Annotated in this window: 25 protein-coding genes; 14 read left to right on the top strand and 11 right to left on the bottom strand. The window is 63.7% G+C overall.

The genetic code is table 11. The annotated features are described in order from the left end of the window. Positions 1-45 precede the first annotated feature (45 nt). The 3 genes from ACFQL3_RS04220 (at position 46) to ACFQL3_RS04230 (ending at position 3,786) form a co-directional block, all read left to right on the top strand. Positions 46-702 (top strand): DUF998 domain-containing protein, encoded by a 657-nt coding sequence (locus ACFQL3_RS04220; RefSeq protein WP_377051703.1) that lies wholly within the window; start codon positions 46-48, stop codon positions 700-702. Between the two features lie 68 nt (positions 703-770). Beyond that, positions 771-1,049: a UPF0058 family protein gene (locus tag ACFQL3_RS04225; protein WP_377051705.1), complete on the top strand. Its 279-nt coding sequence runs from the start codon at positions 771-773 to the stop codon at positions 1,047-1,049. An 85-nt stretch (positions 1,050-1,134) separates the two neighbouring features. Further along, positions 1,135-3,786, top strand: coding sequence for a DUF7527 domain-containing protein (locus ACFQL3_RS04230; RefSeq protein ID WP_377051707.1), 2,652 nt, complete (start codon positions 1,135-1,137; stop codon positions 3,784-3,786). Here the strand turns inward: ACFQL3_RS04230 and ACFQL3_RS04235 are convergent. Beyond that, a complete protein-coding gene (locus ACFQL3_RS04235; protein ID WP_377051709.1) occupies positions 3,783-4,088 on the bottom strand; it encodes a hypothetical protein in 306 nt (101 codons plus the stop codon). The genes ACFQL3_RS04230 and ACFQL3_RS04235 overlap by 4 nt on opposite strands. A 353-nt stretch (positions 4,089-4,441) precedes the next feature. Continuing rightward, positions 4,442-5,092, bottom strand: coding sequence for a plastocyanin/azurin family copper-binding protein (locus tag ACFQL3_RS04240; RefSeq protein WP_377051711.1), 651 nt, complete (start codon positions 5,090-5,092; stop codon positions 4,442-4,444). A gap of 131 nt (positions 5,093-5,223) precedes the next feature. On the opposite strand from ACFQL3_RS04240, the gene ACFQL3_RS04245 reads away from it, so the two are divergent. The 3 genes from ACFQL3_RS04245 to ACFQL3_RS04255 are packed head-to-tail and all read left to right on the top strand — an operon-like array spanning position 5,224 to position 7,483. Beyond that, positions 5,224-6,615, top strand: coding sequence for an adenylosuccinate synthase (locus ACFQL3_RS04245; protein ID WP_377051713.1), 1,392 nt, complete (start codon positions 5,224-5,226; stop codon positions 6,613-6,615). Positions 6,616-6,670: 55 nt separating this feature from the next. Further along, positions 6,671-6,859: a methytransferase partner Trm112 gene (locus ACFQL3_RS04250; RefSeq protein ID WP_377051715.1), complete on the top strand. Its 189-nt coding sequence runs from the start codon at positions 6,671-6,673 to the stop codon at positions 6,857-6,859. A gap of 45 nt (positions 6,860-6,904) precedes the next feature. Next, on the top strand, positions 6,905-7,483 hold the full coding sequence (locus tag ACFQL3_RS04255) for a DUF7524 family protein (RefSeq protein WP_377051717.1): 579 nt from the start codon (positions 6,905-6,907) through the stop codon (positions 7,481-7,483). A 42-nt stretch (positions 7,484-7,525) separates the two neighbouring features. Here the strand turns inward: ACFQL3_RS04255 and ACFQL3_RS04260 are convergent, their stop codons facing one another. Together ACFQL3_RS04260 and ACFQL3_RS04265 are read right to left on the bottom strand one after the other, a co-directional pair. After that, positions 7,526-8,599 carry a DR2241 family protein gene (locus ACFQL3_RS04260; protein WP_377051719.1) on the bottom strand — a complete coding sequence of 358 codons (1,074 nt, stop codon included), beginning with the start codon at positions 8,597-8,599 and terminating at the stop codon, positions 7,526-7,528. Further along, the gene (locus ACFQL3_RS04265) at positions 8,599-9,477 is read right to left on the bottom strand and encodes a CbiX/SirB N-terminal domain-containing protein (RefSeq protein ID WP_377051721.1); all 879 of its coding nucleotides are present in this window, start codon (positions 9,475-9,477) and stop codon (positions 8,599-8,601) included. Before ACFQL3_RS04265 ends, ACFQL3_RS04260 begins: the two co-directional genes overlap by 1 nt. A 98-nt stretch (positions 9,478-9,575) precedes the next feature. Between ACFQL3_RS04265 and ACFQL3_RS04270 the strand changes: the two genes are divergently transcribed. Together ACFQL3_RS04270 and ACFQL3_RS04275 are read left to right on the top strand one after the other, a co-directional pair. After that, positions 9,576-10,070 carry a DUF7523 family protein gene (locus tag ACFQL3_RS04270; protein ID WP_377051723.1) on the top strand — a complete coding sequence of 165 codons (495 nt, stop codon included), beginning with the start codon at positions 9,576-9,578 and terminating at the stop codon, positions 10,068-10,070. Positions 10,071-10,160: 90 nt separating this feature from the next. Further along, positions 10,161-10,640: a DUF555 domain-containing protein gene (locus ACFQL3_RS04275; RefSeq protein WP_377051725.1), complete on the top strand. Its 480-nt coding sequence runs from the start codon at positions 10,161-10,163 to the stop codon at positions 10,638-10,640. 120 nt (positions 10,641-10,760) lie between these two features. Here ACFQL3_RS04275 and ACFQL3_RS04280 read toward each other — a convergent pair whose 3' ends face one another. Then, positions 10,761-10,997, bottom strand: a complete 237-nt coding sequence (locus ACFQL3_RS04280) for a UPF0058 family protein (protein ID WP_377051727.1) — start codon at positions 10,995-10,997, stop codon at positions 10,761-10,763. Positions 10,998-11,193: 196 nt separating this feature from the next. Between ACFQL3_RS04280 and ACFQL3_RS04285 the strand changes: the two genes are divergently transcribed. Continuing rightward, positions 11,194-11,598, top strand: a complete 405-nt coding sequence (locus ACFQL3_RS04285) for a translation initiation factor IF-2 subunit beta (protein ID WP_377051729.1) — start codon at positions 11,194-11,196, stop codon at positions 11,596-11,598. Here ACFQL3_RS04285 and ACFQL3_RS04290 read toward each other — a convergent pair whose 3' ends face one another. The 4 genes from ACFQL3_RS04290 to ACFQL3_RS04305 form a co-directional block, all read right to left on the bottom strand. Next, a complete protein-coding gene (locus tag ACFQL3_RS04290; RefSeq protein ID WP_377051731.1) occupies positions 11,599-11,778 on the bottom strand; it encodes a hypothetical protein in 180 nt (59 codons plus the stop codon). Between the two features lie 87 nt (positions 11,779-11,865). Further along, positions 11,866-12,132, bottom strand: coding sequence for an elongation factor 1-beta (locus ACFQL3_RS04295; RefSeq protein WP_377051733.1), 267 nt, complete (start codon positions 12,130-12,132; stop codon positions 11,866-11,868). A gap of 2 nt (positions 12,133-12,134) precedes the next feature. Then, positions 12,135-12,314 carry an HVO_2753 family zinc finger protein gene (locus ACFQL3_RS04300; RefSeq protein WP_377051735.1) on the bottom strand — a complete coding sequence of 60 codons (180 nt, stop codon included), beginning with the start codon at positions 12,312-12,314 and terminating at the stop codon, positions 12,135-12,137. A gap of 48 nt (positions 12,315-12,362) precedes the next feature. Further along, positions 12,363-13,604, bottom strand: coding sequence for a tripartite tricarboxylate transporter permease (locus tag ACFQL3_RS04305; RefSeq protein ID WP_377051737.1), 1,242 nt, complete (start codon positions 13,602-13,604; stop codon positions 12,363-12,365). A 158-nt stretch (positions 13,605-13,762) separates the two neighbouring features. Here ACFQL3_RS04305 and moaA point away from each other — a divergent pair, with 158 nt between their 5' ends. Continuing rightward, positions 13,763-14,758: a GTP 3',8-cyclase MoaA gene (moaA, locus tag ACFQL3_RS04310; RefSeq protein ID WP_377051739.1), complete on the top strand. Its 996-nt coding sequence runs from the start codon at positions 13,763-13,765 to the stop codon at positions 14,756-14,758. A gap of 6 nt (positions 14,759-14,764) precedes the next feature. On the opposite strand, the gene ACFQL3_RS04315 is transcribed toward moaA, so the two are convergent. Further along, entirely contained in the window at positions 14,765-15,940 is a 1,176-nt protein-coding gene (locus ACFQL3_RS04315) for a DUF1949 domain-containing protein (protein WP_377051741.1), read from the bottom strand. Between the two features lie 70 nt (positions 15,941-16,010). Between ACFQL3_RS04315 and ACFQL3_RS04320 the strand changes: the two genes are divergently transcribed. From ACFQL3_RS04320 to ACFQL3_RS04335, 4 genes are all read left to right on the top strand, one after another. Beyond that, positions 16,011-16,538: a redoxin domain-containing protein gene (locus ACFQL3_RS04320; RefSeq protein ID WP_377051743.1), complete on the top strand. Its 528-nt coding sequence runs from the start codon at positions 16,011-16,013 to the stop codon at positions 16,536-16,538. A gap of 111 nt (positions 16,539-16,649) precedes the next feature. Next, a complete protein-coding gene (locus ACFQL3_RS04325) occupies positions 16,650-17,363 on the top strand; it encodes a DUF47 domain-containing protein (protein WP_377051745.1) in 714 nt (237 codons plus the stop codon). Positions 17,364-17,588: 225 nt separating this feature from the next. Continuing rightward, a complete protein-coding gene (locus ACFQL3_RS04330; RefSeq protein WP_377051747.1) occupies positions 17,589-18,413 on the top strand; it encodes a hypothetical protein in 825 nt (274 codons plus the stop codon). Positions 18,414-18,574: 161 nt separating this feature from the next. After that, entirely contained in the window at positions 18,575-19,093 is a 519-nt protein-coding gene (locus ACFQL3_RS04335) for a hypothetical protein (RefSeq protein ID WP_377051749.1), read from the top strand. Here the strand turns inward: ACFQL3_RS04335 and ACFQL3_RS04340 are convergent. Next, the gene (locus tag ACFQL3_RS04340; RefSeq protein ID WP_377057006.1) at positions 19,090-19,653 is read right to left on the bottom strand and encodes an NUDIX hydrolase; all 564 of its coding nucleotides are present in this window, start codon (positions 19,651-19,653) and stop codon (positions 19,090-19,092) included. The genes ACFQL3_RS04335 and ACFQL3_RS04340 overlap by 4 nt on opposite strands. Positions 19,654-19,740: the final 87 nt, after the last annotated feature.

The following is a 19,740-nucleotide window of genomic DNA, read 5'->3' on the forward strand; positions in this document are numbered from 1 at the left end:
CAGGCACCTCCGTACTTTTATACACGATGCACGAGTCGCAAGGTTATGGAAAAACGAGCGATGGCAGCCGCGACCGGTCTCGCGGCCCCGATACTCGCGGCGGTGACAATTCTGGCGGCGACAGTCGTCGATCCGGGCTTTTCGTGGGCTAGCGACGCGCTCTCGAATCTCGGGGAGCTGCCAGTGAGCGAGTCGATCACGCTTTCGTTTCTGACCGGAGCCCCCGAGTTCGTGCTGTTCAACGGCGGGCTGATTCTGACCGGACTCGTCGGGCTACCGTTCGCATTGCGGCTCTGGACCGACGCCGAGAACGCGTTCCACCGACTGGGTGCGGTCGAGTTCGCCGGGGCACTGATCGCGCTCGCGCTGGTCGGCGTCTTCCACATTCCACGCGACCCCCATGGCACGGTGGCGATCACTCACTACCTGCTCGGCATCGTCTTCATGTGGACGTACGGCACCGGGAGCGTGCTCGCCGGCCGTCCGCGCTGGGGACTGCTCACCATCTGGTTGGGCATCTTCCACCTGCTCGCGTGGCTGGTCTGGGCGGCCGCCCTCACCGGACCGATCCCCGGACTCGCAATCCCGGAAACCGTCGGGGCGGCAGTGTTCGGCGGCTGGTCCCTCGTCGCGGCCAGGGCGAAACTCGGATGGCCGCCGCTTCCGAACCCCCTGCATCTGCGGTCGCCCCCCGCAGAGTAACCCCGCTGTTCGATTTTTCCCCCGTTACGGCAGTAATCCTTAAACCCGAACCGCACCTACAGGCGTCTATGCACAAAGACGAGCTTCTGGAGCTACACGAGCAAATGGTCATCATCATGGAGAACTTCGCCGGGCGTGAGGGCGTCGACGACGAACTGTTCGAGCCCTACGACGAACTCGAAGTCGATCCATCCCACGTACACAAATCGAAAAGCGAGCACAAACACGCCGTCTTCGTGCTCGGGAACGCCCTGGCGAACGCGATGAGCGACGACGAGTTCTCCAGCGCCGGCCGCATCGGCAAGCGAATGGAGGAACTCGCAAAGGACGCAGAAGGCAAGATCTAGCTCGCGGACCGAGCCATCGAGCGGGTGGGGGCGGCGGGAACTCGACGCCGGAAAGTATTTGTTTCGCTTGTTGTTTGTACTCGGTATGAATACGCGCACGGTAGAGCGCGTCGAACGGTGGGAGTCCCGGCCCTTCTCGGGCGGCTATGAAGGTCTCAACGATCTTGCTGGGTCGGACTTCACCGGTGCCGTCGAAACGTCTGGAACGTGGCTGTTCATGCTGAACGGCCGCGCTATCGGCGTACATGACGGCTCCATCGACGCGTTCGAGGACGCCTCGGGCACCGCTCACGTCGCTCCCGAACCAGCGCTCCCCCTGCTGTTTACTATGTGGGAGGGCGACACGGAGACGCGGGCCAAGTACTACACCGAAGACACGCCGATCAGCGAGGTCGACGAGACGCTCTCCTCAGGGTCGTTCACGGGCTATCTCGAACTCAGCGAGAACGTCCTGAGTGGCGACTATTTCGTGGTGTACTACGGCGGCCGCTCCATGAGCGCCGCGTTCGTTGGCTCCAGAGACGAACTGCTCGGCGACGAGGAGGCCTTCGAGCGCGCGAACGACGAAGTGGGCATCTATGAGGTCTGCGACGCCACTGTCGAGGTCACCGATATCCCGAGCCCAGAGCCGGATCCGGAGCCATCGCCTACCGGATCCGCGGCGTCCGAATCGTCCCCGAGCGACGCTGGAACGGAGGAACCGACCGCCGCAGGCTCCGGGGAGAGCGACCCGACAGCCACAGAGCCAGTAGAGAGCGATCCGACGCCCGCGGAGCCAGCAGACGACAGCCCGTCTGCCCGCGAGTCCGCATCCAAACGGAGCGATCCGTCGACGGTTGAATCGGTCGAGGCCACCGGGGACGGCCCGAGCGAGGACCGGTCGTCGCTCGCCGCCACGATTCGCCAGGACGTCGATACCGGTCCCGACGACGACCTGCCGCCAGAGCCGACCAGACAGGCTGAGTCCGCGTCGTCAGTCTCCGAGTCTCCTGCTCCCGCTGTCGATTCGGAGCCACCGACCGAGGACAGCCCCGTCCGGGAGTCCGAACCCGACCGAGCCTCGAACGGTTCGGAGTCCGGGCGGGCCAACCATTCCACGTCGGACGCCGGACGAACGCCGACCCGCGAGCCAGCACGAGAAACCGACCAGTCGGATCAGCACGAAGAGGTCGAGGAACGGGAGAGCTCCGTCTCGGGCGTCGAGAGCATCGATACCGAGCCTCGTGAGCAATCGTCATCGCGCGCAGGTTCGGAGCCGACGTCGACGGGTGAGAGTTCGACCGCTCAGGAATCGACTGCGGGCGGCTCCAACGCCGCGCCGGCGAGCGGGACCACCCTCGATGAAGAACCGGCCACCACACCGGAGCAGGTCACATCGTCGCCCGATCCCGGCGAGGAGAGTGTGACAGGCGAGGCCGGTAGCGATCCGATCGAAGCCGAAGCGGACTGGCGCGAAGCCACGATAATCCCATCGCTCGATCCGACCCATTCGGCCCACCCCGAACCGGAGCCAACCGACGCTGGATCCAGAACGAACGGGGGTCCTCGAACTCCCACCGACGCCAGCCCACCCGAGCAGGAGAGCCGTCCCCAGTCCACAGCGAGCACGGAGCGCCGCCGCGATTCGACGCCGGACCGCTCTGCGGGGACGACCACAGAGCGCTCCACGGGGACCTCGACGGACCGAACTGCCGACGAGCAGCCAGCGCGCAACGGTGGCTCGGCCGGGTCTCCAGGCCACAGCGAACAGCGTACCTCGCCCGACACGGTGCCCAAAGCGAAACTCGAAGCGCGCGAGGAACGGATCGAGAAGCTCGAAACCGAGATCGAACGGCTCCAGTCGGCCCACCAGGAGGTCAACACGGAGCGCGACGAGCTAGCCGCCGAGAACAAGTCGATGGCCGAGGAGATCGAACGGCTCGAAACCGAGGTCGAACGGCTCCGCTCGGAGCTAGCAGAGGTCGAATCGGCGCTGGAGGCGGCCGGCAAGACGGCCTACGACGCCGACCAGCAGATCCAGCCCTCTCAGGCCATCTCGGGGACGAACCTGTTCGTCCGGTACGGCTCGAAGGGCAAGGACACGCTGGAGACGGCACACGATGGGACGGCGACCGCCGACGACGTCGACGCGAACCTCAAACTCGAACGGCACACGACCTTCGAAGCCGACGCTGTGGCGGTTCAGGGCGAACCGTACGACACGTTCCTCGACGACACTCTGGAGCTGCAGTTCGTCGACTGGGTCGTTCGGACGTTGCTGTACGAGATTCAAAACACCGGCCACGAGAGCGGGCTTAGCGATCTCTACGATGCAATACCGCAGATCGATCGGGTCGAGTTCGACGGCGAAATCGAACTCACCTACCGCGAGGACGGCGAAAACGTAACGGAAGTCGCCACCTTCGACGTGGTGTTACGAAACCGGATGGGCGAACCGCTGATCGTCGCGGATCTCTCTGACTCGCGCGATCCGGCCAACGAGCGGATGCTCGTCGAACTCGAGTCGGACGCGACGCGTGTCAAGGAGGCCTCGGAGACGCTGAGTGCCGCGTTCCTCGTCACGGCCTCGTTCTTCGAGCCTGGTGCTCTCGAGGCGGCGAGCGAGGCGACTAGCGGGAGTTTCCTGAGTCGGGACTCCAGAATGAGCTTCGTCAAGCAGTCACGAAAGCAAGGCTACCATCTCTGCCTCGTCGAAGCGCGCGGAGACGAGTTCCACCTGAACGTGCCGGAGCTTTAGTTCTGGACTTCGACCGCATCGTCTATCTTCATCGTATCGAGCTTGTCGACGATGTCGTCGAGTTTCATGTCGAGTTCATCCACGAACTCAGCAGTGCGATCCGTGGTGATCGCTCCCTGACTGGAGGGCTCGATGAGGTTTTCTTCTTCGAGAACGCGCAGCGAGTAGCGCACCTTGTGGTGTGGGTACCCCGTCTCGTTGGACATCTTGACGATGCCGATCGGCTCGTTCTCAATAACCATCTTCAGCACCTGCAAATGCCGCTCCAGCATATCTACTTCTTTCTCAAGCCGGTCTATCATGGCATTTGTTAACTTGTCATAGCGGGCTTTAAATGTTACCCTCCGGCGCCCGGGCGTCAACTGGCTACAATGTTTCTCGTGGTTGTAGTTAACACGTTCGATTCGAGCGGTTGTGCGCTGGTGTGCGGCGTCGCCGTTCAGGACGGGACTGCAGCGCCCGTCATCGTCCACCGCATATCGACGATTCGGATCCCTTCTGGTGTACTGGATGATCCTTCGGGTGCATTTGAAACTGACGAACTCGGTGTAGAGCCAGCGACGGCCGGTTCACGAACCGCACGGCACAGACTATCCGAATCGACTGGACAAATATCCGACGCCCGGGAAGCCCTGCCCCCAGAGCGGGATGGATCTCACATCTCCCTCTCGTACTCGCCACCGTATTTCATGAAGAAGTACGCCATGAACGTGACGAACACCAGTGCGGTAATCGACCCGACGGCGAGTGTCATCGCCTCATCCGGAACGTACGGTCTGATGGCGCCGCCACCACCATCCCCTCCGCCGCTGGTGGTGCCCTCTTCGACGCGGATCGTTCCCTCCATTCCCAGGTTCAGGTGCGGGTCACAGTGAAACTCGTACTCTCCGGCCACCTCGAACGTGTGCTCGTACTCGAAGCCGGCGTCTTCGACGGGCTCATGGCCTTCCCAGCCGGCCTCGCTCGGCTGTGAATCGACGTTGATGTTGTGTGTGTCCGTGATCCAGACGAACTGGACGGTGGTTCCGGGAGAAATGACGAGCGGACTTTCAGTCCCCGGCTCGTATGCGTAGTCGACTAGCTCGGCGGTGACAGAGCCTCCCTCCGCTCCGTTTTCCTCGGTAGTCTCCTCGTCTCCGTTTTCTTCGCTGGTCTCGTCTTCCTCCTGGGCGAGCAGGGCGGCTCCGGCCCCGATGCCACCACCAAGCACTGCTCTGCGACTCACGCCACTCGTCGCATCCGGCGCTGTCGGCGTGTGCCGGTCCTCTCTGGAGTCGTCACCAGTCGGTGAGCGTGGTTTGGGCACCTGTCTTCCACCATCTAGATATACGGCCATTTTCATCATAAACGTGTGCACTGTTGCCGCCGGAACCGCGGGATAGTTGCACCGCGTAAACCGTAATCGGTTTATCTGGAGCAGGAGAACCGGACTGTGTTATGACCGTAACCATCGTCGGGTCCCAGCTCGGCGACGAAGGCAAAGGTGGCGTCGTCGACCTGTATGGCGACGCTGCCGACGTGATCGCCCGGTATCAGGGCGGCGACAACGCCGGCCACACAGTGGTCGAGGATGGGACCGAGTACAAGCTCTCGCTCGTTCCGAGCGGAGCGGTCCGCGGAAAGGTCGGTATCCTCGGCAACGGCTGCGTGGTCAACCCGAAAACGCTGTTCGAAGAGATCGATACCCTCCGCGAGAAGGGACTCGATCCCGACGTTCGCGTCGCACGTCGTGCGCACGTTATTCTTCCGTACCACCGCGTCCTCGACAACATCGAGGAGGACGTCAAGAGCGATACCGACATCAAGGTCGGAACCACGGGCCGGGGTATCGGCCCGACCTACGAGGACAAGGCCGGACGGCGCGGGATTCGCGTCGGCGACCTGCTCGACCCCGAAGTGCTCCGGAAACGCCTCGAGTACGTCGTCCCGCAGAAACGCGCACTCATCGAGGACGTCTACAACGTCTCGCTCGCCGACGTGGACGACGTCATCGAGGGCGTCAACGTGCAGGACGCCTTCGACGTCAGCGCGCTGTTCGAGCAGTATCGCCGGTTCGGCGAGCGCCTCGACGAGGAAGAGATGACCGTCGCCGCAGGAAAGTTCCTCGCGGAGACCATCGACGAGGGCGGCGAAGTCATGTTCGAGGGCGCACAGGGCACATCGATCGATATCGACCACGGGAACTACCCCTACGTGACCTCCTCGAACCCGACCGCGGGCGCGGCGGCCGTCGGCACCGGGCTAGGCCCCACCACGGTCGGCCAGGGCGAAGTCATCGGGATAGTCAAAGGCTATCTCTCGCGAGTTGGATCGGGTCCGCTCCCGACCGAACTCGGCGATATCGACGACCAGACCGGCGGCACCGGCGAGGGCAAGGAAGACGAAATCGCGAGCTACATTCGTGACGAGGGGGGCGAGTACGGCACCGTCACCGGCCGCCCGCGACGCGTCGGCTGGCTCGACATGCCGATGCTGCGCCACGCCGCCCGTGCGAACGGCTTCACCGGCCTGGCGATCAACCACATCGACGTGCTCTCGGGTCTCGACGAGGTCAAGGTGGGTCACACCTACAGCCTCGACGGCGAGGAACTCGAGACGGTCCCGGCGACGACCGAGCGCTGGGAACGCTGTGAACCGACCCTGAAGACGTTCGAGGGCTGGGAGGACGTCGACTGGGACGTCGTCGCCGAGGAGGGCTACGATGCCGTCCCGGACGCCGCCAAGGAGTATCTCGACTACATCAGCGACGAACTCGATACGCCGGTCTACGCCATCGGCGTCGGCCCCGGCCGCGAGGAGACGGTCGTGCGGCAGAACCCCTTCGAGTAGCGAACTCCGGGCGCAAACCCCTATATTTTTCTCTCTCGACCCCAATCGACCCTACATGAAAGAGTCGTTGCTCGACATCATCTGCTGCCCGCTCGACAAAAGCGAACTCGAACTGGAGATCGACGAGCAAGAGGACGAAGAAATTCTCGAAGGCTCGCTGACCTGCGTCGACTGCGGCGAGAGCTACCCGATTGAGGACGGAATCCCGAACCTGCTGCCGCCGGACATGCGCGAAGCCGCCTGACCCTCGGCATCAAAGCTTTTACTGTCCCGCTACGACCTCTGGGGTGTGCCCGACGACCTCGTTGTCCATCTGAACCGGTCCGAACGCCACGCCATCGAGCCTGTAGAGTCATCGCTGGCTGTGGCCGACAGTTTCGAGGTCGCAATCGAAAACCACGGAGACGGCTCGCACGTGAACCTGAGCCTCGGGGGCGACCTCGCGGCTGGCGGGGCCGTCGAGACGCCGAATCCGTTCATCCCCGCGGGGGAGACGGTACGGCTGATGGTTGCGATCACGACCGAACACCGACCGCTAGAGGGAACGGTGAGCGTCGCGACCGGCTACGGTCGAACGCAGATCGAACTGCCCGTCTCCGTCGTGACGCCCCAGAACACGGGCGTCGACGCCGACCCCACACCGACGCGATCCAACGGCGGCCAGTCGGTCGCGGCCGATCCGATGGAGATCGTTGCGGAACTGGAGGAGACGCTCGATCCCGGAACGACCGCACTCGTCCTGCTCGCGGCCATCGCACTGCTGATCGCACTCGTCGCCGCGTGGCAGATCGGCGGTGCCGCGGTCTTTCTCGCCGTGTTACTGGTCGTACTCGCGGTCGGCGGCGGCATCGCCACTGTGATCCGATAGTGAGCCTCCTCGACCCGGGTAAAAAACGCCCGGCGCTCGCGATTACTCCTCGACCTCGACGGCCGGCAGTTCGCCGTCCTCGTCGAACCGCTTCGCTCGCAGATAGCGCGCCCGATACCGGTTCGCGCCCTTGTAGACGTCCGCCTCCCGGATCTCGTCGACACGGCCCTCGGCGACGGTGTCGATGATCTCCTCGATCTGTCGTAGTTCGCTCAGCGTCAACTCCATCTGGAAGGTCTTCTCCGACTCGTTTTCGAGCGTCGTCCACTTGCGCGCCGCGGCGACGACGAGCGAACACGGCTCCCGGCACGGGAACTCGCCGTCTCCGCCATCCGCGGCGAGTTCGTTGCCCGCCTCGTACTGCCACTCGCGGCGTTTGGTGCACTGGGAGTCGTCACAGCAGGCCTGGGCGATCCACTCGACGGCGTCGCGGTCGAGCTCCTCGATGATCTCGTAGATGCCGGTCTGTCGCTCCGCGGTATCGCGCCAGTGAGAGATGTCCAGTTCACCCTCCTGCTCTCGGTACCAGTTCGGCACGGTCGCCGGGTAGATGTACTCGACCGTCTGGAGCAGGTCGGGAGCATCGAGGTCCGGGAACACCCACCCGGACTGCAGCGAGGGCGCGGTCTTCAGCGGTCGGTAGCGACCGTCCTCGTCGTAGGTCGTGATGTCGCGCGCGTCGAGCGGGTCGTCGTGGCGCTCCAAGTCATCAACGTCGTACTTGACGTCGTCGACGTGTCTGACGTCGTAGTAGCGGAGACCGTCCTCGTCTATCGTCGTTGTGAGCGCTAGCTGGCCCCAGTGGCAGGTGACGCCGTCGGCGAGCGCCTCGTAACGGTCCGGCGGCGCGTGGCCGTCTGCGTCTTCGAGCCACTGGAGGAACGTGCGGCGATCCGCTTTGGTCGTGTCGACGACGTGGGTCCAGTAGTACCAGTCCGTGACGGAGGGCGAGTGCTCGGTGGCGACCTCGTGGAGGTCACTCTCGGACAACCCGGTGTGTTCCGCTTCGAGGGTCGAAAAGACGTACTCGTCGCCGTCCGCCGCGACGGTGAGCGCCTCGAACTCGACGCCGTCGTCGGCCGCCGACAGCAGGGCGTCGAACTGTGTCGCGTTCATCAGTCACCCGCCACCGAGGAGTCGCTCGTCTCGTCGAGCACCTGCTCGATAGCCGAGCCAACGTCCGCGCCGGCGTCTGCCGCCCGCTCCAGCACGACGTCCGCCATCAGCCCCTCGGTGCCGACCGCGCCGGAGTACCAGAGCCGGTGGCCGTCGACCTCGCCTGGCACCGGATAGCCCGTCCGGTAGTCGTCGGTCAGCCCCATGTCCTCGGGGATGTCCTCCTGGGTGTGGAAGCCGTCGGCGATAAACAGCGGGACGACGACGATGTCTTTCGACTCGAAGAAATCCGTGACGTCGTCGACTTCGGGTTCCTCGTCCATGAACACTGCTTGCACCTCGTCGAACCGGTCGCGCTCCTGGATCTCGTCGGCGTGATAGTAGATCGCCTTCGCACTGTTCTCGTTGCGCTCTGTGCCGTGACCGACGACGGCAAGTCCGAGTCCGTCGTCGGCGTCGTGGTCCGCCGTCACCGACTCGGCGCGCTGGACGATCACGTCGGACATCGCCTCGTGGGTGCCGACCGGGCCACAGTAGTGGATCCGCTTTTCGACGTCGTCGGCACCGAGGGTGGCCTGACTGGCGCTGACGCCGTCCTCGGAGTCCCACTCGTCGACGTCCCAGCCGTCCAGGCGGAGTTCGCGGGGGATCACCTGCTCGGTGAAGTAGCCCTCGCTGATGAACAGCGGCACGACGTACACCTCGTCGCTCTCGACCGTTCGGAGGACTTCTCTGAAACTCGGTTCTTCCTTCCAGAACGCCTCTTTGACTTCGTCGAACGCACCCGTCTCGCGGATGGTGTCCGCGTGATCGTAGGTTGGCGTACTGGAGTCCGGATTGAGATGTGAGCCGTGTGCTACGATAACCAGCGCTTGCATAGCCGACGCTCAGGCCCGAACTCTCTTATGGACTTCGCCTGCGACGTCGCTCGCGGCGAGTCCCACCACTTACTGTCTCCGGGTGCGTGCACACGCTCATGTCACTCGCAGAGCAGACCCGGGCGGCCGTCCGCGAGCAGGCGTTCCTCTTTGACGCGCTCCGGGCGGGCGTGCTCAACTACACCGCTGCGGCGCGCTTTCTCGACATCGATGGCGACGCGGAGGCCATCGCGACGGCGCTTCGGCGATACGGAGACGAGCTAGACCCCTACGAGGAGATGGCCGCCAGCGCGACGGTGACGATGCAACGCGGCGTCGGCATCACGGAGACGTCCGATCCAAACGCCTTGTTTCGACTCGGCGACGTCGGCGTGACGCCCGACGGCCCCTACACCGCGATTTCGGCGTCGGGAGACGTGTCTGCGGGGGCGCTGGGGACGGTCTGTCAGCGACTGCGGGTGGCCGGAATCGAAGTCGCTGCTGCGGCCGGCGTCGACGGCGACGTGACGCTCGTTCTCGACACGGACGACGCTATCGACGGCCTGCGGATCGTCGAGGACGCCATCGACTCGCTTCCAGCCGAAGAGGTCTGATCCCGTTGATACTCCGTATGCCGGGGCTCTTCCGTCGGTTTTGGCAGGGCTAACCTTCATACTGTTGGGCTCCGAAACACAAAAATGAGCATGAACTGCAGAGTTGTCGTCGAGGCGGCGGTGCCTGTATACGACGTGGAAACGCCCGACGAAGCGGTTCGGATCGCTATCTCGAAGACGGGTGCGATGCTGAATCCGGATCTCAACTACGTCGAGATAGAGATGGGCGAACGCGCCTGTCCGCACTGCGAGGAGGATCTCGAACCGGCCTTTATCGCCGCCGACGAGGGGTTGGTTGCGCTCGAACTGGAGATGACCGTCTTCAACGTCGAGCGCCAGCAACACGCCTCGCGGATCGCCCGCAAAGAGATCGGCCAACGCCTCGAGAACATCCCACTGGAGGTGCTCGAAATCGAGACGATCGACGAGGACGATGACGGGGAGAGCGAGGAGGGCGACGATGGCGGCGACGGCGACGACGACGACGACGAGTCGACGGACGACTCCGATACCGAATCCGAAGAGTCCGACGAGGAGATACTCCCCGAGTTCGAGGACCTCATCGAGTAACCGTCAGCGGCACGGAATCGAACTCTGCAGTCAGATCTCGCGAGCTGTTGTCGATATCGGCGGGCGCAGCGCTGCCGAGAGTCACGTCAGGGGGAGAAGCGAGTCGCAGTACGAGAGATATTAGTCGGCAGTCGCAGGAACGGCTTCGGTGTCTTCTTCGTCGAGGTCCGTGGTGATACAGTTCGCAAGAGCAAAGACGGCCGCCTTGTGGTCGGTTTTCGATTTATGGATGGATGTCGGCCGGACGCCGAGGTTTTCGTATTCGGAATAGTCTAGCGAAATCTTGTTGTACTCCTCATAATTGTTCGATACTTCTGCGAGCAGTCCGTGAAGGTGAATGAGTTCCTGCTTCTTCATGGGCAACTACGTCTATAGAGTGCAGGGTTATATTATTATCCTGAGAGCCGTTACCACATGTCTTCGTGCATCTCAGGCAGTTTTACCCCGTGAATCCCAAATCGGGGCGACGCCCTGTGGCGTAAGTACGACTTACCACCGGGGAATACATGCGATATACTGAACGTTTTTGTTCCTTTGCCAGTTATGTCCCGATATGGACTACGACGAGCAACTCGACCGAGCGCTCGAAGATACGCCGGATATCGAGGGTAGTTCAAGCCGATTTAGCGTCCCAGAGCCGGATTTGCGCCAGGAAGGGTCGACGACGGTGTTTGAGAACTTTCAGTCTACCGTCGGTCAACTCGGGCGCGAAGACACGCACGTCATGAAGTTCTTGCAGAACGAACTCGGGACGAACGGTGCAATCGACGAGAGCGGGCGGGCCCGCCTCACTGGGTCGTTCGGCGAAGACCGTATCGCCGACGCACTGTCGGCGTACGCCGACGAGTACGTGCTGTGTGACGAGTGTGGCCTCCCGGACACCCGGTTCGAGCGTGATCAGGGCGCATTGTTGCTTCGGTGTGAAGCCTGTGGGGCCCGGTCGGCGACGGGAGAATAGCTACTCGAACTGCTGGAGGGTCTCCAGGTCGCGATCGGTCCGCATGAACTCCGCGAGCTGTCGACTCGCGTGACAGTTCGGACAGTGGTACATCTCCCGAGAGTGCGGGAGGGTACTTACCGCAGATTGCCAGTCTTTACCACATTCCGGACAGAGAAGTCTAGCGGACGCTTCGTCCATGTCAACACCCTACACACACCACCAGCAAAAAGGTTGCCCACGGCTCGGGGGATTCGAGTCGGCAGAATCGAAAGAAAGGACGGCTCCTTAGATACGACCGACGTTCTCGACTTCGACGCTCTCGACGCCCTCGACAGTCGAAAATGCCTCTTCGACCGCTTCGGTACCGCCCGCGTCGTCCGGGACGATGACGGTCGGGATGAGTGCGACCAGACCGAAGGCGACGTCGTCACGTTCGACGCCGTTGATCTTCGCACCCTCGGGAAGCGACGTTTCGAGCCGATCCTGGAGGTCGTCCAGATCGATCTCGGGGCTCTGTGGCATGACCTTGATCGCGGCTGCAACCTTCCCCATCGTTACGGCCCCATGAACCCGCAGTCCGGGCACTTGTAGAGGTTGCTCTGTTTGCGGCACTTCGCACAGCGGACGATCTGGGCACCGCAGTCAGGGCACTTGAACGACGCAGCGCTCGTTCCTGCGATGTTGATCCCGCACGAGACGCACTTCTGCGCTCGCTCTTTCTGGGACTTGCTCATACCCTCCATTCCCCGCCGTCGCTTTTAACCGTTTTCTTCTAGACCCGCTCAGAGACTCAGTACCAACGGGCCGATCAGCACGCCCATGAGGTGGACACGCCGGGCACCGAGATGTGGCGGGACCAGTCCGACAGCCGTTGCGACACAGAAAGCGAGAATGCCGATCCACCCGGCCAGCAGGAAGGCGACGACGAGCAAGAGCGCGATAACGCTCATCGAGAGGGTCCGGTAATCGGCCTGTCCGACCACCTGCAGGTACCAGTCGCCGACGGTGAGGACAACGACGAAGCCGATGACGCCCGAAAGCGCAACGACGGCGAGGAGTATCGGTAGCTCCACCGGCGCACCGGTCTCCTGAAACGCGACCATCACGCCGGTGCGTGGCTGGCCGATGGCCGACAGGGCAAACAACGCAAATATCGTATTCGCCGTGTCGACGCCGCTCGTCGCGACGACGTAGCCCCGGTCGTCGACGCCGCCGGGGAGGACCGCGAGGACGGCGACGGCGGCAATCGCCGCGGAGATGCCGGGCAGGTAGCCGACGATAGCGCCCGCGAGCGCGCCCGCGGAGGCGGTGACGAGCACGCGCTGGCGTGTCGAGCGGATCGCCGGGCCACGCTGGCGCGGGACGCCGCCGCCGGCCATCGCGTCGAGCAGGATCGGCGCGCCGAAGAGGCCGGCGAACAACGGCGTGAGCATCCCCCCGGCGTCGAGCGGTGCTGACGGCTCGATTGAGAGCGTCACGGCCCCCAGCAGGCCGCTCGCCAGCATCGCGAGGGCCCCGCCGAACTGGGCCCGGCGCGTTGGCTCGGCGACGATCATCGCTACCACGACGGCAACGAGCACGAGTGCCATGTGGTCCATGACCGTCGGATACCCAGCCTCCATCCCACGGGTGACGGGCACTGCCAGCACGGCCGCACAGAGGACGGCCAGCAGACTGCCGAGCGCGGTGAGCCGGATGGCTTCCTCGCCGCGGCCCTGCTGGACTAGCCGGTGGGCGGGCAGGGTCGTCACTGCCGTCTCCGCGTCGGGGACGCCAAGTGCGAGTGCCGGGACGGCGTTGACGAAGGTATGGACGACGCCAGCGGCGAGCATCGTCACCCCGACCAGCAGCGGCGCGGCGGGGATGGAGGAAGCAACCGACGCAAGCATGAGCGCGAAGTTGTTCGCGTGCAGGCCAGGGATCAGCCCGCTGACCGTCCCCATCGTCGAGCCTGCGCCGATGCACGCGAGCGTGAGTAGCGTCAACTCCGGATCGACGACCGGTTGCACTCCCAGTAGCTCCATCGTGCCCCGCTGGCCGCCCGATCACCTATGAACTCTCGGCTAGCTGTCAGTCGCCGGTTCGGCCGTTCGACCCCACAATCTCGGGCGTAACCACAATAGGTTACAATCGGGCAAAATCCGACAATGGTTTTAAGAACTCTGCTAACGAAGCGAGGGATATGTTGACAGACGGGTTCGGGAGGGAGGTCACCGGGGTCCGGATCTCGCTGACCGACCGTTGTAACTTCGATTGTGTCTACTGCCATAACGAGGGGCTAGGAGACACCCGTGGCCCGATGGAGCCACAGGACGACGAGATGAGCGCCGACGACGTGGTCCGCTTTCTGGAGGTGGCCAGCGAGTTCGACGTGGAGAAGGTAAAGTTCACCGGCGGCGAACCGATGCTCCGGCAGGACCTGGAGGAGATCATCCGCCGGACGCCCGACGAAATGGAGGTGTCCATGACGACTAACGGCACCTTCCTGCCCGGCCGGGCCGAGGACCTCGTCGACGCCGGACTCGAACGGGTGAACGTCTCCCAGGACTCGATGGATCCCGAAGACTTCGCCGAGGTGACGAAGACGGGCGCGTTCGACCGCGTGCTGGAAGGGGTCGACGCCGCGCTCGACGCCGGTCTGGATCCGGTCAAACTGAACATGGTCGTCTTCGAAAAGACGGCCGGTTACGTTCCCGAGATGGTCGAACACGTCGCCGAGAACTCCGGACTCCAGTTGCAGTTGATCGAGTACATGCCCGAGTTGGCGGGCCATCCCGAGTGGATGATCGAAATCGAGCGAGTCCACGATTGGCTCGCCGAACAGGCCGACGAAATCGAGATCCGCGAGATGCACGACCGCAAACGCTACTGGATCGGCGGCGACCCCGACAGCGATGCTCCAAACGACGACGCCGGGATGGTCGAAATCGTCGACCCCGTCGGCAACGAGTCGTTCTGTCAGAACTGCCATCGCGTCCGGGTCACACACGACGGCTATCTCAAGGGCTGTCTCAACCGCAACGACGACCTGCGCTCGATGGGCGAGATGACGAAGCCCGAGATCCGCGAGCGGTATCGCGAGACCGTCGACAACCGGGTACCCTACTACGGCGAGTACATGGTCGAAAACGAGGACGGCGAGTGGGTCGTCAACGAAAAGTACCTGCAGACAGCCTGAAGCGGTCTATTCCTTCCGGTCTACCGTTCCGCCGACTGACGAGACGCGCGAGCGGAGTTCGTCTACCAGGCCCGGGGGCAGTTCGAGCGTGAGCGTTACCGTCTCGCCGTACGCTATCTCGACCACCTGGCCGTTGTCGTAACACCACGAGACGAGCGTCATGCTCTCGTCGGTCTGTGGCAGAGCGACGCCCAGTCGCTCGCTTGGTAGCACGGTCCCGATCCGGTCGGCGAGTGTATCGTCCTCCCGAGTCGCTGTCTCGGCGGCCAGATCCGCGACCCCCGCCGACTGCTCGCCGACGACGATGTGTGTCCCGCCGAACCGGTCGGTAATCGTCTCGACTGTTGCCCGCCGGGAATCGCCAGCGGGCAGCACCGACACCACGACATCGGCCTGCGAGAGCGCGGCGACCGTTCCCGGAATCGTCCGTTCGTACCACGTGGGCAGGCCCTCCAGTATCGCCGTCGTTGCGGTGACTGCGACGTCGTGGCATCCGATCGAAACGCGTGTAGTCGTCGGTTCGGCGGGCCCGAGCACACCCGCGGCGTCGAGCGGTTCGTCCGTGAGCATCCGCCAGGTCGCCCCGATAGCCGCCCCGGGCGGTCCCGTCACGGCGACGTAGCTGTCGGCGGCGTTGGTCTCGGCGACGCGTGCCCGTCGGTCCACCACACGCTCTTCGATCCGGTCGTCGAGGCGATCCAGTTCGCGGTCGAGCGCGTCGAGTCGCCGTCCGGTGCCATTGGGTGTCGCCGCCGCGCCGTCGCGCTGGTCGCGGGCGACCGCCCGGCGTTCGATCCGTTTCTCTTGCCGTGTCGACAGGAGCGCTGCGACGGGGTTCTCCGCCGCGAGGTACTCTCGGAAGACGCCGCGCCGATCCCGGAGCGTTACGGGCGGGAGCGTCGCCGCGAGATCGACCATCTGCCCCGGATGGACGAGGTGGTCGACGGCGAGGAAGGCGACGCCTGCCACGTCGATCCGGTCGGCAAGCCGATCGACCAGCCCCGGCCCCAGATTGTAGCGGTTGTGTTCCCGGCGCTCCTGGCAGACAGTCTCGAGCAGCTCGTAGCCGAGCGCGTCGACGACGTCCTCGATGCCGGCGCTCGGCGGGCATGTCCTGCTCCGGGCGGCGATCAGGGCCGCGCCCGAGGAAGGGTCCGTCACGACGCCGGCTACGGACTCCACGGTCTTCGTTCCTCGCCCGGATCGCGGGCCGACCGCTACGCTTTTGTCGCTCTCTCTCGGCCGTGAAACTATGATCGCTCCCGGCCAGAAAGCCCCGGACTTCTCGCTTCCGGGCGTCCTCGACCGTGACCCTTCGATCTACGACCTCCACCGGTTCATCGACGACGTGGAGGCCGTGATACTCGCGTTTGTCCCCTCCGCCCACGCACCCGTCTGCGAGGACGACCTGCGCGCGCTCGGGGCGTCGGGATGGGCCGCTCGGGACGACCTGCTCGTGTGGGCCATTACTGGCGACTCGCTGTTCGCCAACTCCGCGGCCGCACGCCGACTCGACCTGTCCTTTCCAGTGCTCAGCGATTTCCACGCGGGGATCTCGGATTCGTACGGTCTGTGCCTGAACGACTGGCACGGCCACCGGGACATCCCCGGGCGGGCACTGCTGGTGGTCGACGACGAGTGGACTGTCACGCACGTCTGGTCGCCCGACGATCCGTTCGAGATCCCACCGAAATCGCCGTTTGCGGCGGTTGCAGAGGCGCTGAGCGAACTCGGCGTCGATGTAACTGCGCCGGACGTGCAGTATCGCAGCGAGCAGTGAGCGTCGGGGCGCGTGCCGATGCTGTCGCGTAGCCAGTCTGCATCTCACATATAAAACCCTGCAGTAATAGACGGCACCTATTAGTACGGATGCGGATAAGTACGGGACGAGATGTCATCGGAAGCCGATTTCGGGGAGCAACTCGAAACCCACACCGAGGAGTACCTCGTCAAATTCGAGGACTGCGTTACACTCTTGCCCGATCTGTTCGACCAGTATGCGGCCGGCGAATCTACCAGGGGAACGGTCGAGCGGATCGAAACGCTCGAAAGCGACTGTGACGATATCATTCACGATATCAACAGTTCGATCACCAACGCGGGTCCAGGAGAGATGGGACTGTTGAACTCGCGGATCCACTTCAACGCCTCCGCGCTCCTGGAGTTCTACAAGAACCTCGATACCGTGGTGAACCTCGTCGAGCGCATCGCCGACGAACTCGTCATCGTCAATCCGCCACACGACAACGAGTGCTTCGAGGGCCTCCACGAGATGGCAAACCACGCCGTCACCGCGGTAGCGGAACTCCAGGAGCTAGTTTCGACGTTCATTCACAACCTCTGTGATACGGAGGCCTCGGACTCGCTGGTCGACGAAATCGCGAGGATTCGGGAGATCGAGAGCGTCTGTGACGATGTTCGCAACGACGTGATCGAAACGGCGTTCGCGGACGACGCCATCGAACAACCGCTCGTCTACCGCGAGTTCGCCATCCTCCTTGACGAACTCCACAACACGATGGAGGATATCACGGATCAGATCATCGTCATCTCCAGCAACGAACCCGGAATCGTCACCGAACCAGAACCGGACGACTCCTCGTAACCGTCGGTTTTCCCGGCGGGCGAGGAACGCGGACTTGCAGGATCAGCAACAATTATACTCCTATACGACGAAGTGACATGTATGTCCCGACTGATCAAACTGCTGCTCGTCGTCGCCGTCGTCGTCGCGCTCTGGAAACTGTTCTCGACCGAAGAAGTCGATGTCGAGTACGACGAAGCCTAGTCCGAACGAACCACTTACCCTTCTCGCCGCCCACCTGCGAGTATGTACGGTGTTGTCACGCGCAACGAGGAAGAGCTCGGCTGGGCGGAGTTCGACCGGGCGTTCTACGAGGTCAAGGACGTCACGGGCCGGGCGACCGAACCCGAGTTCGGCGCGATCAACATGATCTCCTGTTTCGCCGACAACGCGGCCGTCGATGCGGAGCCCTCACTCGCCCCCGTCAGCGACGAGGGCGAGCGTGCGACCCGCGAGCAGCCCTACTTCGACTGGGCGTATATCTGTCCGACCCATCCGGAGTATCGCGAGGGGCTACTGGAGATGATCGACGAGAGCGCGGCCGACGGCGGCGACGTCCGCCTCGACGACGTCGGCTTCCCACGCGGGGAGTACTGTCACTGCGAGCGCTGTAACCGGCTGTTTGCCGACAGCGAGTTTGACGACCGGTACGAATGGCGCGCGAACGTGATCACCGAGTTCGTCGCGGAGGCAGCGGGCCGCATCACCGGGAAGACGTATCTGACACTGCATCCGGATCCCTATCCGGGCCATCTCTACGAGCGGGCCGGAATCGACGTCGACGCCCTTGCCGAGCACGTCGACGAGTTCGTCGTCCCGCTGTACGATATGGCCTACTCGACGACCTACTGGATCGAGACCATCGCAAAGGGGTTTGACTCGCTACTCGAGACGCCATTCAGCGTCGAACTGTACGCGGTCGACGTCGATATCGACGACCTGATCCACGCCGTCGAGGTCGCGGACGCCTACAGTGACGCGGTGCTCTTCGGCTACGACGCGAGCAACGCCCGGGCGGCGCTCCGGCGACTACGCGCGGACGAGCGGGACGGCATGAGTCACGGGCCGTAGCGGTCGTTCGGGCGTCGGTTGGCCGGGCATCACTCGTCTCGGCGATCCGCTGCTGTCGGTGGCCAGAGTTCAATTCTGAACGGGATAGCCCAAAAATTTATTACGATGCGCTGTACTCAAACTATCGTATGTCGCAACTGTATGGGGGACGTCCCCGCTCCGTGTCGAGGTTCGTTCTTGCCGATGGGCGGACCGCGGCACTCGTTCCCCGGGAGCGAAAGCACCTATCGAGCCTGCAGAACGGCTATCCTCTGGCGGAGAAGTTTCTGGACTCGCTGGCTGCGGACGATGTCGAGGTGCTCGTCATCGACGACGGAGACGAAGCCCACCAGTTCGAACTTTCGGAGTATCGACGCGGCAACAGGGTCGGCCACGCGCCGTATCCGATGAAACGGGTCGTCCCGCTGGACGACGCGACGCGGCCGCTAGCCGACCCCGGGACCTGGAGCTCGACGGGCGAGAGCACGAGCGGGATGGATGAGGGCACAATCGGACCGGAGGAACGCCCGAGCGCACTGGACGGCAACACGAGCGAGATGGATGAGGGTACAAACGGAACGGGCGAGTGGGAGTGGGTTTCCGACTCGGAGCTACAACCGGCCCGTGAGGGCTCCGATCCGGTGGACGGGTCACGGGACTCGACGATCGAAGATATGCAGGAAGGCTCGGTCGCTCACTAATCCGAGCGTGCCTGTTCGCGCCACGCCAGTATCTCCTCGCGATCACGAGTATCAGCCGGTGGCTCGTCGAACCAGCGCGCCTCGCTGATCTCCCCGTCCGGGTCGTCGACCGCGAGGTCGGTCGTCTCCGCGCGGGCGGCGAAGACGGGCAGGATGCCCCACGTTTCGGTCGTCCCACAGCGCAACGTCACGTCGGTCCGGAGCGCTAGCCCGTCGTACGATGCCTCGATCCCGGCTTCCTCTTGCAGTTCTCTGCGGGCCGTCTCCTGGAACGTCTCACCACTGTGGCCACAACCGCCCGGGAGGACCCACATACCGACCTCCTTGTGGCGCACCAACAGAAGTTCTCCCGACGACCTGTGGACGATGCTCTGCGTGCCATACGGCATCCCGGTCTGCTGGATCCGTTCGGTGAGTGTCCGGAAGTGATGGCGCGAGACGGTTCTGGTGCGTTCGTAGCTGAACGTCGGTTCGTACTGCCGACTGAGGTCGTGTGCGGCCTGTTCGGCTCGCTGTGTCGCCTGATCTGCGAGGTACCAGAGGCTGTTGACGGCGCTCATGCCGGCCGTCTGGTAGCCTGGTTGCGCTGCCTGCACAGCGTACTGTGATGGAGGCTGTCGTTCATGACCCTATATATAGACCCAGTT

Origin of the sequence: Natronoarchaeum sp. GCM10025321 (genome assembly GCF_042663585.1) — an archaeon.
Taxonomy (GTDB): Archaea; Halobacteriota; Halobacteria; order Halobacteriales; family Natronoarchaeaceae; genus Natranaeroarchaeum.